14 protein-coding genes and 1 tRNA gene are annotated in these 15175 nt (G+C 46.6%); 9 read left to right on the forward strand and 6 right to left on the reverse strand.

The window, feature by feature from the left end:
- Positions 1-56: 56 nt before the first annotated feature.
- Positions 57-542: a universal stress protein gene (locus HRM2_RS03815; protein WP_012663139.1), complete on the forward strand. Its 486-nt coding sequence runs from the start codon at positions 57-59 to the stop codon at positions 540-542.
- A gap of 97 nt (positions 543-639) precedes the next feature.
- Here HRM2_RS03815 and HRM2_RS03820 read toward each other — a convergent pair.
- Positions 640-732: transfer RNA gene (locus HRM2_RS03820), tRNA-Ser, on the reverse strand.
- A 249-nt stretch (positions 733-981) separates the two neighbouring features.
- Between HRM2_RS03820 and HRM2_RS03825 the strand changes: the two genes are divergently transcribed.
- Together HRM2_RS03825 and HRM2_RS03830 are read left to right on the forward strand one after the other, a co-directional pair.
- Positions 982-2061 (forward strand): flavin monoamine oxidase family protein, encoded by a 1080-nt coding sequence (locus tag HRM2_RS03825; protein WP_012663140.1) that lies wholly within the window; start codon positions 982-984, stop codon positions 2059-2061.
- A gap of 149 nt (positions 2062-2210) precedes the next feature.
- Entirely contained in the window at positions 2211-3560 is a 1350-nt protein-coding gene (locus HRM2_RS03830) for a M20/M25/M40 family metallo-hydrolase (RefSeq protein WP_187149327.1), read from the forward strand.
- Here HRM2_RS03830 and HRM2_RS03835 read toward each other — a convergent pair.
- From HRM2_RS03835 to HRM2_RS24950, 5 genes are all read right to left on the reverse strand, one after another.
- On the reverse strand, positions 3557-4192 hold the full coding sequence (locus tag HRM2_RS03835; protein WP_012663142.1) for a flavodoxin family protein: 636 nt from the start codon (positions 4190-4192) through the stop codon (positions 3557-3559). The genes HRM2_RS03830 and HRM2_RS03835 overlap by 4 nt on opposite strands.
- 194 nt (positions 4193-4386) lie before the next feature.
- Positions 4387-6387 carry a methyl-accepting chemotaxis protein gene (locus HRM2_RS03840; RefSeq protein ID WP_012663143.1) on the reverse strand — a complete coding sequence of 667 codons (2001 nt, stop codon included), beginning with the start codon at positions 6385-6387 and terminating at the stop codon, positions 4387-4389.
- Between the two features lie 24 nt (positions 6388-6411).
- A complete protein-coding gene (locus tag HRM2_RS03845; RefSeq protein ID WP_232364187.1) occupies positions 6412-6825 on the reverse strand; it encodes a hypothetical protein in 414 nt (137 codons plus the stop codon).
- A 281-nt stretch (positions 6826-7106) separates the two neighbouring features.
- The gene (locus tag HRM2_RS03850; RefSeq protein WP_012663145.1) at positions 7107-8510 is read right to left on the reverse strand and encodes a sigma-54-dependent transcriptional regulator; all 1404 of its coding nucleotides are present in this window, start codon (positions 8508-8510) and stop codon (positions 7107-7109) included.
- A gap of 3 nt (positions 8511-8513) precedes the next feature.
- Positions 8514-11153 (reverse strand): cache domain-containing protein, encoded by a 2640-nt coding sequence (locus HRM2_RS24950; RefSeq protein ID WP_012663146.1) that lies wholly within the window; start codon positions 11151-11153, stop codon positions 8514-8516.
- 210 nt (positions 11154-11363) lie between these two features.
- Here HRM2_RS24950 and HRM2_RS03865 point away from each other — a divergent pair, with 210 nt between their 5' ends.
- From HRM2_RS03865 to HRM2_RS26915, 6 genes are all read left to right on the forward strand, one after another.
- On the forward strand, positions 11364-12545 hold the full coding sequence (locus HRM2_RS03865; RefSeq protein WP_012663147.1) for a cation diffusion facilitator family transporter: 1182 nt from the start codon (positions 11364-11366) through the stop codon (positions 12543-12545).
- A 68-nt stretch (positions 12546-12613) separates the two neighbouring features.
- Positions 12614-13027, forward strand: a complete 414-nt coding sequence (locus tag HRM2_RS03870; RefSeq protein ID WP_012663148.1) for a threonyl-tRNA synthetase editing domain-containing protein — start codon at positions 12614-12616, stop codon at positions 13025-13027.
- A 702-nt stretch (positions 13028-13729) separates the two neighbouring features.
- On the forward strand, positions 13730-14155 hold the full coding sequence (locus tag HRM2_RS03875; protein ID WP_012663149.1) for a hypothetical protein: 426 nt from the start codon (positions 13730-13732) through the stop codon (positions 14153-14155).
- A 251-nt stretch (positions 14156-14406) separates the two neighbouring features.
- Positions 14407-14658 carry a hypothetical protein gene (locus tag HRM2_RS27325; RefSeq protein ID WP_148214556.1) on the forward strand — a complete coding sequence of 84 codons (252 nt, stop codon included), beginning with the start codon at positions 14407-14409 and terminating at the stop codon, positions 14656-14658.
- Positions 14659-14673: 15 nt separating this feature from the next.
- Complete coding sequence (locus HRM2_RS28265) at positions 14674-14946, forward strand: TIR domain-containing protein (protein WP_202944706.1); 273 nt, start codon at positions 14674-14676, stop codon at positions 14944-14946.
- Between the two features lie 71 nt (positions 14947-15017).
- Positions 15018-15158, forward strand: coding sequence for a hypothetical protein (locus HRM2_RS26915; RefSeq protein WP_187149328.1), 141 nt, complete (start codon positions 15018-15020; stop codon positions 15156-15158).
- The last annotated feature ends 17 nt before the right edge of the window (positions 15159-15175 follow it).

Here is a 15175-nt window from a genome sequence, read left to right on the forward strand (position 1 = left end):
GACAAGCCATTATTAATAAAAAGATGATCAAGGCCAGAAAGATTAAGGAGTAAAAAATGATAACCTTCAAGAAAATAATGGTTGGGTGTGATTTTTCCGAGTACTCGAAACATACCCTGGAACATGCTGCCAGCCTGGCGGAAAAATGCCAGGCAGAGTTGATTATCGTCAATATTATTAACCGGAGGGATGTGGACACCCTTCTTTCCATTTCAGACAAGCAATTTGACCGCGTCATTGAAAAAGATGTAAAAAAACTTGCAGACGATTATGTAAAAGAAAAAACAGCAAAACGTATCCTGCAGATTGAAGCACTGCTCAAGGAAATATCGTGTACCTACGATTCTGTTAAAAAGGTGATCCGGGTGGGTGTTCCCTTTCTGGAATTAAATCGTGTCATTGAAGAGGAACAGGTCGATCTCGTGGTGGTCGGCTCCAAGGGCCGTTCAAATATTGCCGGCATCCTTTTTGGATCAAATGCGGAAAAATTTTTCCGCCACTGCCCTGTTCCGCTGTTAAGTGTCCGTTCGGGAAAGCGATAGAAAATGAAAGATGGCATCAGGTATTGATCGATGGAGATTGTTTTTTCTTGATTGCCGTGGGATGCATGGAAAAAGGCCAGGGAATTGGGTCCAGATTTGGCGGAGAGGGTGGGATTCGAACCCACGATCCCGGTTTTGCCGGGATACTGCTTTTCGAGAGCAGGGCCTTCAGCCACTCGGCCACCTCTCCAAATCATAGAACAAAAGTTCAACAGGCGATGTATATCTAAATGATTATGGTCGTACTGTCAAGATTTTCGATCCCTGGAACTTGATAATCGAGTGAAACGTTTTTAGGGTAAATTCAAATTGCGGGGGTAAGTATTTTATTTCAACGGTGAAAACATTGATTTTTTATTTTTACAGGTGCATAACACTTTTGAAAAAGACCTGGCGGTTTGATGGAGAGCTGAAAGAAAACGAGAAATAGGGCACGGATATGCACAGGGAAAAAGTTGATACCATCATCATTGGGGGCGGCCTCAGCGGGATTTATGCGGCCTTTCTGCTTGCGGAAAAGAAACGATCCATAGTTCTGCTTGAAGCCCGATCCCGTGTGGGCGGCAGAATTTTAAGTCCGGAGCATCAAGGTTTTTTTGCTGACCTGGGACCTTCCTGGTACTGGCCCATGGTCAACCCGAGGATAAAAGCGCTGGTACAGACTTTGGGTCTTAAAGGTTATCCCCAGTTTGAAACAGGCCTGGGCCGGTTCCAGGCCAAAGATGGCCATGTTGAAACCATTGAGGGCTATCCAATGAATCCGCCCGGATGGCGGCTTACGGGGGGTATGATCTCCCTTGTCAATGGACTTTGTGCCCGGATTCCCAAAGATGTCATCCGGCTGAATCATCCGGTCTGTGAAATTCAACGGCTGGATAAGGGTGTGGGTGTCACTGTGGGGCGCCTTGACCAGGAACCCCAATGCCGGCTGGAGGCATCCAGCATTATTCTTGCTTTGCCGCCCCGGCTTGCTGCCGGCTCGATTTTGTTTACACCGGATCTGTCTTACAATCTGACCCAGGCAATGCTGAAAGCAAGTACCTGGATGGCAGGCCATGCAAAATTTTTTACCCTGTACGATGGGGCCGAGTGGCGGAATATGGGCCTTTGTGGCCAGGGGTTCAGCCTGTGCGGTCCCCTGGGGGAGATTCATGACGGGTCCAGCGAGGCAGACAGGCCCTATGGGCTGACCGGATTTGTGGGTATCCCGGCATTGCGGCGAAAGGATAAAGACGCCATGATTCCGGCCATTCTAAGCCAGCTTGCCCACCTTTACGGGTCGTCGGCCGGACGGCCCGTGAGCGTCTATTATCAGGACTGGTCAAGGGAAGAATTTACAGCCACTGAATATGACCAGCTGTCTGCCCACAATCATCCTGAATACCATCCGCCTTCCGAGAAAAAAAGCATCTGGGACAACACCTTTCACTTTGCCGGTACAGAAACCGCAGACCATTTGGGCGGTTATCTTGAAGGGGCATTGTCCAGTGCTGAACGGGCGGTTCAATCGGCAGTCTGAAAAATGATCAAATGCCTGCCAGACCATCATCACCGATGATACCTCTCCACGGCACGGCCTTGATGGGTTTTCCAACAATAATTAGGGGCTCAGATGTAAATAATTCCACAAATCTGAGTCCCTTAACAATGGCAGCGGCTGAATTTACAATGGACCAACGTGATTTTGAAATTTACCTGGAGTGTCTTCGCCGGGTGGTGGGCTTTCCCACCCTGTTTACCCGGCCGGATCAGATTGAAATGGCCATGGCCTGGTGCGAAACTTTTTTCGCATCCAATCTCAGGGACTATCGCTCTTACAGAGATCGAAATAGCAACCTGATTGTCTGCCCCTTAAACCTTGATCCTGACCAGGATGTCATCTACTTGAGCGCCCACATGGATACCGTGGATGCTGACGCTTCTGAATGGGATAAGCCTTTTTTGCCGTTTTCCCTGTATGAGGATGCACAACAGATGGTGGCCCGGGGGGTCAGCGACTGCAAGGCCGGCATTGCCTTTGAACTTTTCCTTGCACGGCTTGCCGGTATGGGGAAAATGAAGCTGTCCAACCTGATTTTCACCATCACCTTTAAAGAGGAAGGGCCTGGAATGAAAAGTGCCTGCGCAATCGGTGAAAATTTTGGGCATGCACTTCCGGTTTCCAGGCAAGACACATTTTTTATTGTTCTGGAAAATACCATGACGGTTGCCAACCCTTCCATTTTCAGTTTTTATACGGCAGAGCGAGGAAATTTCGTGATCCGGGTTTCGGATAAAATAGACCGGCTGCAACGTATACTTGACCATCTGGCCCACTGGAATCCGGTGAGTATCCGGCCGGATTTGGAGGGGCCAGGCAGTGATTGTCGTATCGCAACCCAGAAGGGCGGGCATGTCTGTTCGGTTCCCAGGGGGCAGAACATACTGACCCGAATAATAGAACAGGCCCGGGCCAACGACCTTGTGTGGGCAGGAGATGAATCTAATTTTTCCGTTGTTCCCCCGAAAATTTACACGGGCCGGTCTGAACGACCTGCCACCCACCACCTTGTGATCAGCAACCGTTCCTTTGATACCATTGAGGATGTCCATGCCCAGCTCAAGGGCATCACCTACACGGAAGTCAAAGATTTTTCCATTTCCCAGGGGATGAATTTTGATGATGTATTTTCATCCCACAGGCTTTCACGGATATTAAAGGCGTCTCAGGTTCCCGGTCTTAATATTTGTCAGACCTATAACATCGGTGCTTCAGATGCCACCATCGTTACCCGATGCATGGCGCCGGAATTCAAGAAGCGGTTCTATCCCATCGTCATGGGACCGGGTACCCGGTCCCAGAGAGACAAAATTCCCCCCCGGTTGACCCATGGAAAGAATGAAACCTTTGATAAAAAAAGCGGGGAAGCCGGGGTTGAATTTCTTTTGTCCGTTTTGACGGCGTTGTCCTGTGTTGATTCAAAGCAGTGGGATGAAGATTCTCGAGGAGTCAAAACCCCATCTCATCTCCGGTTCTAACGGATAAAATTGGTCATTGTTTTAGCCACCGGTCCCGGGGCGGGAAACTGTTCTTTCCCATGCTCGATAACTCGCATGATCCATGCCATGTTCTGGCCCAGCACCTCCAAAATCTGTTTGCCTTCACCGTCCTGCTCCATTTCACCCGGGGTGAGACCATGGGCCACATTCCAGTAGTTTGAAGATGGCATGATCATCTCAGAGTAGGTGATATAGTGATTCAGGGAGTTAACCGTGGGAATACCCCCGGATCTTCTGACAGCCGCAACAGCAGCCCCGACCTTGTGGCGGAACAGGCCGCCGTTAACCGAGGAAACGAAAAAGGCCCGGTCAAGAAAAGACTTCATGGTCCCTGCAACACCTGAAAAATGGACCGGAGAACCAAGCAGAATGCCATCGGCTGCTTTCATCTTCTGAATCCATTCATTCACCGGATCGTCCTTGAGGGTGCAGGCTTCATCCTGGTTCTTTACACAGCCGTGGCAGGCGATGCATCCCTGGATCTTTTCCTTGCCCACATGGATCATCTCCGTCTCAATACCGGCTTTTTCCAACTGGGCAAAAACTGTGTTCAAAGAACAGGCGGTATTTCCTCGTTTTTTGGCGCTGCCGTTAAATCCAATAACTTTCAATTCTCTTCTCCTTATTCTTTCTGTTTAGAAGCTTAAGGCCATGGAAACAATAAAACCCACCATACAATTCGTCTTTTTACTTGGTTTCCGCGTTGCGTCAATAGGCACATATTTCAATATGCTCTTATTCACGCGCCTTGAAACCAAGCAAAAATTCTGCATTCTATTGGCGTGTTTTAATATCTCCATGGCCCTTAACCCAGCTTAAACCTGCTGAGCATCACATTGAGGGTTTCAGCCAGTTTTGACAATTCTCCGGCACTTTTATTGACCTGGAGACTTCCTGAATTCATCTCTTTTGCTGCCTGGCTGACCAGGTTGATATCCTGGGCAACCTCATTGGCCACAACCGATGTCTGGTTGACATTCTGATTGACTTCCTCAACACCGGCACCTGCCTGGCTCACATTGCTGGAGATCTCCTGGGTGGTCGCAGACTGCTCCTCGATTGCCGCAGCAACAGATGTTACAATTGTGTTGATCTCATTGATGATTTCCACAATGGATTTAATTGCCAAAACCGATTCCTGGGTTGTTTCTTGAACGTCCCCGATGCGTGAGCCGATTTCATTTGTGGCGTCGGCGGTCTGCTGGGCAAGGGCTTTAATTTCACCGGCAACCACGGCAAACCCTTTACCTGCCTCACCTGCCCTTGCGGCTTCTATGGTGGCATTTAAGGCCAGAAGATTGGTCTGGGCGGAAATATCGGCAATGGTCTCAGTCACCTTACTGATTTCCGAAGCCGCCTTACCCAGTTCGTTGACTTTCAGGGAGACCTCTTCGGCTTTTTTAACTGCCATTGCTGTTGTCTGGCTTCCCTTTGCCGTATTGCCGGCAATTTCACTGATGGTGGATGACATTTCTTCTGCAGCAGTAACGATCATCTGTATGCTGGTGGAGGTCTGTTCCGTTGCCGCGGCCACACTATTCATGCTGGCAGTCATTTCTTCAGCGGCGGATGCGACACTGTTGGATCGTTCGGATGTCTGTTGGGCACCGGAAGCCATCTGCTGGGAGATGGCCGAAAGCTCGGTTGAAGACGATGTCAGTGTTTGAACCCCGGAAGAAATATCCTTGAACATGGTTGTCAGGTTCTCTGTCATCTCCTTCATATTGGCATACACCCCGGTGATGGCTCTACCCTTTGTCTCGAACCCAACGGTGAGATCCCCTTGGGCAATGCTGGCAGCAATTTTAGCGATTTCCGAGGGATCATTGCCGAGCTGGGCCATGATACCCCGAACAAACCAGAAAACCCCTATCAGCGTGATGATTAGAAAAACAGTCCCCAGGATCAGGACCATGGTCTGGATGGCGCGGACCGGCTTCATGAATTCGGATTTATTCTGGGTGACACTGATGCTCCAGCCGGTCCCAGTCACCGGTGCAAAACCAGCAATTTTTTCGTCGCCTTTATATGTATAATGCTCCACCCCTGATTTCTGGGAAATCATGGCGCTGATGATGTGCTCCATGCCTTGAAGTGTGGTGGCGTCAAGTTGAAGAATCAACTCTTTTTTGGGGTGGGCAATGACAACCCCCTTGCTGCTGAGCATATATGGATAACCTGTTTCGCCTACTTTTACCTGGGTAATCTTATCCGACAGGGCTTCGAGTTTTACCACGGATGCAAAAACCCCGGCAACCATGGCCCCAGCGGTTCGTATGGGTACGGCCACCACAACAACAGGTTGGCCGCTTACCTTGGAAAGAATAGGGGTCCCGATAAAGGGTTTTCCGGTTTTTGCCGTCTGGAAATAATCCCTGTCCGCCAGGGACAGTTTCATGGTCCTGTAAGAACCACCCAAACTGTCTGCGATTGCCTGGCCCTTTGTATCGATGGCAAAGAAACTTTCATACCCCCCACCAATCTGCTTATGCACATTCGCAAAATAATTGTCCAGGGCCGTCAACTCATCCCCGGCATTGTCAATCCCGATTTCCAATACGGTTGAGCTTGCAGCCACAACAAGGGGCTCAACAGCCATTGACTGGGCAAGTTTGACCTCTTGCTCCATGGATAAATTTGCCATGGTTGAAAGGTTGCCGGCGATCATTTCAGCCTGCCCACTGGCAATTGAAAGGAGGGCGCTGGATGATTTGCTGATTGAAAAAAGTCCGACAACCGTAAGTGGTACAATAGCTGCAACAATCCCACCAACAATAAGTTTAAACTTAAGTGACCGGTTTTTCATGTTTTACACCTCCATGGAATGATGTTAACGCTTTGTTGCTAATCGGGTTTGTTTCATCAGGTTGTGGCGTGATTCATTTTCAACTTCACTTAATGGCTGTTTACCCGTTTTCAACTGTTCAATTTTTCTCAAAACAGAGGTGATATCATGGGGATCGTTATCCAGATAGGTGACAAAGCATGGATTGAGTTGTAATCCTTTTGCCACAAGGCCTTTATTATTATCTGGAAGAACCAGAATCAAACGGGTGTTGTCAAAAAAAGGTTTTAATATGAGGAAATTCTCTATCTGGCTTTGAGAAACAATAAAAAGAACGATCACCGATATCCCGTTTAAAGGACGGCGAAGGTTCTGTGAAACACACTCGATGGAACAGATGGTTTCAACTTTTATTTTCGGTAGTTCGTCTTGAATCAGTTGTTCGAGCCTCGTTTCCATTTTCTGTGGGCTGTCAGTAAACAATATAACATTCATAGTTATTAATAAATCCTTTTTGTTGGAACGTATCAGCCTTCTTACCGGTTCTATGCTGCAGGATGTGTGCCCAGTGAGAGGCAGGAACGTTGGTTGAATAATTACAGATAGTTGAAAGATGTCTGATCGGCTTTAAAGAAGATGTGGCCGGTGAATTCCCATAAACAGGAACAGATTCGTTCCTGTTTATGGGAATCAGGAATGGTCGGGTTCAGAAGGTGGGGGAAAACAAAGGAAGAAAATAATTATTTTGAACCAAATCCGGGAAGACCGTGTTTGTTCAGTAACCCGTATAAACGGGACTGGGAAATGCCGGAGATGAGACAGGCTGATTTCCGGTCAGCCTTTGCCCGATTGAGCAGTTCCTTTAAATAATTTCTTTCAAGTCGGTTTCTGTATTCGTCCAGGGTTGGAAAGCCCTCTTCCTTATCAAACCCTCCGGCGGATTCGGGGTTGTATTTTTCCTGTAAAATCGGTTCAAATTCAAGTCTGGACAGCCGGTATTCCGGTGGCAGATGTTTGGGAAAAAGTGTGGGGTCATTGCCCGCCGAGGCCAGAACATAATCAAGAACATTGATTAATTCACGGATATTACCGGGCCAGTCATGGGATGTCAAAACGGTTAATAATTCAGATGAAACAGCCTTGTTTGCAATGTTGTATCTGTGTGAAAGTTCATGGACCTTTTTAAGGGTTATCTCTTCAATATCCTGACGGCGATCCCTGAGGGGAGGCAGTTTTATTTCCATAGCCCGGATTCGGTACAACAGATCCTGACGGAACAGTCCTTCTTTTACCCGCTGATCCAGATCCAGGTTTGTAGCCGCAACCAGTCGGATATCAACGGGGATTTCCAATGTTCCCCCGATGGGACGTACACATCTTTCCTGCAGGGTGCGTAAAAATGATTTCTGTGCATCCAGGGGCAGTTCCCCAATTTCGTCCAGCATCAATGTCCCGCCATTGGCCTGAACCAGTAATCCGTCCTGTCGTCTGGCAGCGCCTGTGAAGGATCCTTTTTCATGCCCGAACAGAGTGCTTTCCAGCAGATTCTGCGGCAGCGCTCCGCAGTCTACTGCAATAAATGGTTTGGATGCCCGCCTGCTGTTTTCATGAATCGCCCTTGAAAACAGCTCTTTGCCGGTTCCGGTATCGCCTGTTACGAGCACACTGGCATCGGATGCCGCAGCCTTTCCAACCTCTATCAGGCATTTCTGGATGGCATCTGACTCCCCCACGATACCGCATCGAATCAGGGGAATCAGATGGGGCGTGTCCAGTTTTTCCTTTCGATATTGAAGTGCTCTTGTTATGGGCAGGGAGACTTCATCAAGTAAAAAAGGTTTTTGTACATAATCCCATGCGCCATATTTGAAAGCCAGTGCGGCTCCCCTGAGATCACCGGTTCCAGAAATGATGATCACCTCAGGTGATTGACGTGCGCCCGTGAATTGAGGCAGCAGATCCAATCCATTACCATCGGGTAGTTCCAGGTCAAGCAGCACCAGGTCAAATGCGTGGTTGTTGAACAGCAATTGTGCATCAACAGCCGTGTTAGCAATTTTAAAGGCATATCCCATCTGTTTGAGCAGTTCGCTGAGAAAAAGACAGATACTCAAATCATCATCAATTATCAGCACATGTATCATCGTTTATTCCTTCAGTCTTCTGCTGGTCAGGGTTTCCTCAATGGCGTCAGACAACTCGTCTACAACCATGGGCTTCATCAGGACCCGGGAAATGCCATGGTGTTTCATTTTGTCGGGGCTCAATTCTTCACTGAACCCAGTGCAAAGGATTATGGGGATGTCGGGCCGTTTTGCCGTTATTATACTGGACAGTTCAAGCCCTGTCATCCTTGGCATGGTAAGATCGGTTATGACCAGATCAAAATTTTCAGGATCGCTTTTAAAGGTTTCAATGGCTTCCAGGGGGCTGGTCATCCCGACCACCTGATAACCCATTTTTGAAAGGGCCTTCGATGCCCATCCGATGATGGCGGGTTCATCGTCGATCAGCAGGATCTTTCCATTGCCCTTTATTGATTTGGAAGGGGGCAAATGTTTTACTGCTGGAGTGAGTTCCTTTTCCTGTTTCGGGATAAGGATCTGAAACGTCGTACCCATGTCGGGTTCGCTGGATACCGAAATATGACCCTTCATGGCCTTGATGATGCCATAGGACAGGGACAGTCCCATGCCGGTTCCTTCGCCCCGGACCTTTGTTGTAAAAAAAGGTTCAAAAATTCTTTCCATCACATGTTTCTCAATGCCGACCCCGGTATCTGAAATGTTCAGTCGGACATAGCTGCCTGGCTGCAACTCGTTGAATTGAGGGGGGATGTCTGTGACCATATCAAAATTATCGAGTTCTACAGCAAGGACGCCGCCCTTTTCTTTCATGGCATAGGCGGCATTGTTGAACAGGTTCATCAGCACCTGGTGAATCTGTGTCTGGTCTGCCAGGATGGTGGCGTCTGTAATCATGAATCGGGTCTGTATGTCAATATTGGCTGGTATTGAAGCCCTTAAAAATTTTAAACTTTCTTTGATCAATGGAACGATTTGAATGATATCCTTATGAACGTCAGCCTTGCGGGAAAAGGCTAATATGTGTTTCACCAGTTCCCTGGCCCTCAATCCTGCTGTCAGAACGTTATCCAGGTTGTCTTTCAATCGTTTATTCTCTGCTGCGCCAAGTTTGGCAAGTTCGGTAAAGCCTATGATTGCAGAGAGAATATTATTGAAATCATGGGCAATACCGCCGGCAAGAGTTCCCAAAGCTTCCATCTTCTGGGTCTGCTGAATGTGCGATTCCATGGTTTTCCGATGGGTAATATCCTGGATCGTGCCCCGGAGAAAATAGCGTTGTTTGGGCGCCACCCATTCGGGTTTACAAATGGCGTGAATCCATTTGACCTGTCCTGAGGGTAGTATCACCTTACCCTCATGGTTAAACTCGATCCCCCTTTCCCTGGCATCCTTTATTGCGGTTTCAAAGAGCGTTTTCCATTTTCCGGTAAAAATGGCCAGGTGCTCAACAGCGGAGAAGGCTCCCAGTGCTGAATCCCGTTCAAAGATTCGATAAATTTCATCCGACCAGAAAGGAACGTCCGCATCAGGATCCAGGGACCAGTTGCCGATGCTTGACAGCTGTTGTGCAAGGTGCAGGTCTGCATTGGTCTGCAATAACTTCTGTTCCAGGTCCTTGCGCTGGGAGATGTCCCTTGTAATACCCAAGACTCTGTCGGGATTGCCATTTCTATCCCGTAAAAACCGGGCACTCACTTCAACCCAGATCCATGAGCCGTCCTTTTTACTTACTTGTAGTTCAATGTTGCGCCGACGGTTTGCATCCATGCCGTCCCTGTTATCTTGTTTTAACTCTTCTGATATGACGGAATGGATGAGTGACACACTGTCCCGGGTCATATTAGAGCCAAAAGTCATCGTTTTATACTGTTCCGGGGAATATCCCAGAATCTGTTCGATGGAAGGGGAAAGATAGGAAAACCTAAAATCGGAAAGCGCCAGAATCCAGATGGCGTCCGTTGCATTATCGGCCAGAAACCGATAGCGTTTTTCGCTTTTACGCAGGTCATCTTCAGCCTGGTTTTTTCTTTTATTGATTTGGAGCACATGGTGGGTGATATAGACAGACAAAAGGAGGATAAAAATCAGGATTCCCACAAAAATCTGAATGAATTTGAGGGTAATAATTGAAATCTCTCCATGGATATCATCCAGGTAGATACCTGTCCCGACGATCCATCCCCAGGCTGGAAAACCCTTAACATAGGAGGTCTTCTGGGCCATTCTTTCGGTGTTGTCTTTCCATTGCCAACGATAGTTTACATAGCCGGCGGAGTTCTTTGCCACGGTTTCAACCATGTTGGCAAAGGGATATTTTCCGGCAGTATCCTTAAACCGTGTTAAATCTTTTCCTTCAAGATCCGGTCGAAAGGGGTGCATGATCATTGTGCCATGCATATCAATGATCCAGAAATAATCCTTACCTTCCAGGCCATATCTGAGATCCCGAATATGGTCTATGGCTTTTTTCCGTGCCAGATCAGAGGCCATTTCTCCGTTTTTAATTTTTGAATCAATGTCACGCAATAAACTCAGTGCATTATCCGTCAACTGAAGGATGGCTTCTTTTTTCTGATTCAACAATTGCTGTTTTGTTTGTGGAATGAAGATCAGGAAGATACATAAAGCAAATACAAGATAGGTTCCATACAACGGAATCAGAATTTTAAGAGACTCCGATACTTGATTTTGCCTTGCCATGATACTTCCCCAAAAAATCGATATGCACATCAAAAAGAATATAACTACAGGAAATCCCGGCCTAATGCAATTTGTTTTGATAACTGCTCGTTTGATCACAGGTATCGATCAAGTTCCCTTTCTGCATCGTTTGCTTGACAAAATGCTGTTGCTGATCCTAACATTTACACGTCAAAAATTGCCCTGACACCTTTACCAGGGAAAAGAATAATGGAAAAAAGTGAAAAAGTGGCCCTCCTGGCCATCGGGGTTAACCTGCTGCTGTTCGCGATTAAATTCATCTTTGCCGGGTTTTCGGGCAGCATTGCATTAAAGGCCGAAGCCTTTCATTCCCTTTCGGATCTTGTGGCGTCATCCACGGTATTTGCAGGGCTGATCATTGCCAGACGCAAGACCAGGGCGTTTCCCTATGGCCTTTACAAGGTTGAAAACGTTGCATCGGTCCTCGTTGCCATTGCCATCATTTTTGCCGCCTATGAAATTCTTATGGAGGCGGTACACGGCAGTGGTGAGGACCTCAAAAACCTATGGCCGGCCATTGTCGGCATGGTCTGCGTCATTGGTCTCACCTTTGGATACTCCCGGTACGCCACCCGGGTGGGCCGAGAGATTAATTCACCGAGTTTAATTGCGGACGCAAAACATATCAGCATCGATATGTTTGCAGCCATGGTGGTGTTGATCGGGCTGGTATCAAATTTAGCAGGCGTTGACCTGGATCGAATCTGCGCATTTATAATTGTATCCATCATTGTCTGGTGCGGCGGAAAAATTCTCATTGACGGTATTCGAGTGCTGCTGGATGCCTCTTTGGATTACCCGACCCTGAATCTTGCCCAGAAGGTGATCCTTGCCGAGCCCCAGGTTCTGTCAATTGAACATCTGATAGGCAGAAATTCAGGACGTTACAAATTCATTGAAGCCAAAGTCATTCTGAAAACCCATGACCTTGACAAGGCCTGGTTTATTGCCCAGCAAATTGAGAAAAATATCCGAAAAGAGATAAAACATGTGGATCGGGCCCTCATCTTTTACGAACCGACCCAGAAAGAAACCTTCATCTATGCCCTGCCCGTGGCAGATACCGACCATCAGCACATCTCCAGTCATTTTGGAGAGGCCCCCTGTTTCAAGCTTATCACTGTTCGCCACAAGGATAAGACCGTGACTGAGGAGAAAATTATCAAAAATCCCTTTGTCACAGTGGACCACGGCAAGGGGATTCTGGTTGCAGAACTGTTGATTAAACATTCCATTGATGCCGTTTTGACCAGGGAAACCTTTGAGGGCCGGGGCCCCTTTTATGTGTTCTCCAGTGCCGCAGTGGAAATGTTACTCACCCGGGAAAAAACCGTTAAGCTTGCAATGGCAGACCTTGGCATTTCAGTTTGAGTCTGGTACAAGTTCTACCTTTGGAGGCAGATTGTATTGCCGGCCGTAACAATCAAGGAAAGGGGCAGATGTTCATGAGAGTTTTGTTCTGGTATTGCGACAACTTTGACTGGAATCCCGCCATAAAAACCATTGAAGAAGTTCCCGACGCCCAACCCTTTGGCTGCACCAATGCTGTTGTCGCCTTTATCCATGTGGAACCAAAGGATCTTGATCCGGCAAGTTCTGCTGAGACAAAACTGGTGAAGAATTCAAAATGGCTGGCAAGGAAGTGGTCGGTCAACCAGATCGTTCTCCATTCGTTTACCCACCTTGGGGAGGAAAAGGCAGACCCGGACATGGCCCAGGCCGTGCTGAACAATGCCCAGGTGCGTCTGGAAACATCCGGCTACGACACAATTCAGACCCCCTACGGCTATTTTCTTGATTTGTCGATCAAGGCAAAGGGCCACCCCCTGGCCCGGATTTATAAGGAATTTTAATCCTGTCGGTTGTTTTACGGATGTCCACATGGTCAACACTGCAGTTAGGTGATTGCAACCGTTCTAATTCTCCCCGGATGAATTTTCGGAGCGGAATTTCTTTTTAAATCCTTTACAAAATGAATAATCCTTTCTATAGGACCTAAGGATTCAGTGATATTTATACTCACCTTCCATGTTAGAGGAAGTTTGCTTTATGTCGTTTAACAGGGGATTTAATTGTGACCAGCCGGGGGCGGCTAACGCCGGGAATACTGTTGTTTATGGCGTAACCCCGGATCACTCTCCTGATCGACCCCATGGTGATCCTCACCATCCTCTGGGGCCCTAAACGTTCACCCCCACCGTTGGGGATCTATCATCAAGAACGTTTTCATTCTGCAGTATTGGTGGATGATTTTGATATTTATTTTATTCTTTGAATGAAATTATCTGTAAATAAATTTTTGCTTTGATACCGCAGAAAGAGAATTGCTATGGGCGTCGGCTTAAAAATACTGTTGAATTTGAGGTTCGGCTCTTTGAATAAAATTTTACGGAGCTTCAAAAATGATAAACTGAAACTCGATATCCTTAATATTGTAATGTTATCCCGTTAGAGCTTTTATATCTGGCATGGATTTCAGAGTCAAATAATTCCACGCCATGAATGCTACCCTGGTCTGTTCATGCACTTGTTTTGGCAAAAAGGAGGATATTGATATGGACGTTGATTGTTTAGCATTTTTTCAAGATCGTATGTCGAGGGCCTATGAGGAACAGATTTGGGCCGTGGCTATAGTGGCTGGCATGAATGCTTTTATCGCAACTCAGGAGGGACAACTGCTCGAGGCATTTAAGTACCGCACAACAGTAATTTGCGTCTCGTTTATATCAATACTTGCGATATTATTCGTGTGGAGTCGTCATCTCATTTTTATTCATTATGATGCCATTGTAAAAACTGCCTTTGTGAAGGAAGCCAATTACTCAATTAATTTTAAGCAAGCTATTCCAGCGTATCTCGAATTCTTGGTCCGGATATCAGGAGTTTCCTTTTACACAGTGGTAATTTTGGGAATGGCAATTATTGCTATAAAGAGGTTGTACCTTCAAAATAAACAAAATGTTGCCGAACCCAGCGCTTAACTCAGACAGTTTACTGTTGGGTGCTTTTATGGTTTAGTGCTATGAATAAATTTTTAAGTTTTCTGGAATGCTGTGGATACATACCCGCCGCTGGTTCGCTTTGTCGTTAGCCTTTTAAAGTAGTCAGAGTGTATCACTACGTAATAGTAAGACCAAAATCAGATAAGTTTTATGATGAGTACAAAACGGATCTCTCTAAGGAATAGTTGATCTCAAGATTTATCGAACCGTACGAGCAAGGAATGCCAATTGTGATAAATAGCAAAACTGTACAGCCTGATGATATTGAAAGAATAAAAATATCAGAGAGCGAACGAACTATAGAATTTTTTATTCCTCAAATTAGAACGGAGCATCAAAACTCTTCTGTAGCAGTAATTGGTGGCCCTTCTTACACCCATCAAGCTATAGGTCGGGCCAAAGATGTCACTGAGGGTGCAGTCGGGTATATGAATGCACTTACATCCATCCTCTCTACTGACAATAAATATAAGGGTTCCTAACCTACACGAGTATTTATTGTTCATGGCCATGACGAAAGTGCACAAAATAAAGCCGCTATATTTGTAGAAAAGCTTGGGTTTGAAGCAATCATCCTCCATGAAACGGCCAGTTCTGGCAGAACTATCATTGATAAAATTGAGAATTATTCAGGTGTAGGGTCTGCAGTTGTTTTATATACACCTGATGACGTTGGTAAGGTTAAATCAGAAACTGAAAACTTAAATGTTCGGGCTCGGCAAAATATCGTTTTTGAGCATGGCTCATCTTATTGGCAAAATAGGCTGTGAAAATGTTTCTGCGTTGGTGGATGTTAAATTAGAACTTCCGAATGAGAGTTGGCCCAGATGGAAACTATTTAATGGAAGAAGATACGTTTAAATACTGTCATGATGTTTTTAAAAATGAAATTTCAGAATGTGAAAGCTATCATTGGTACAATGCAGGAGGGTATGATATAGGGGCGCGTGCAAATAAAGAATTCAAGAGAAGGCTTGGATAAGCGCCCAAAACTTTCCT

Origin of the sequence: Desulforapulum autotrophicum HRM2, from assembly GCF_000020365.1 — a bacterium.
GTDB classification, from domain to species: domain Bacteria; phylum Desulfobacterota; class Desulfobacteria; order Desulfobacterales; family Desulfobacteraceae; genus Desulforapulum; species Desulforapulum autotrophicum.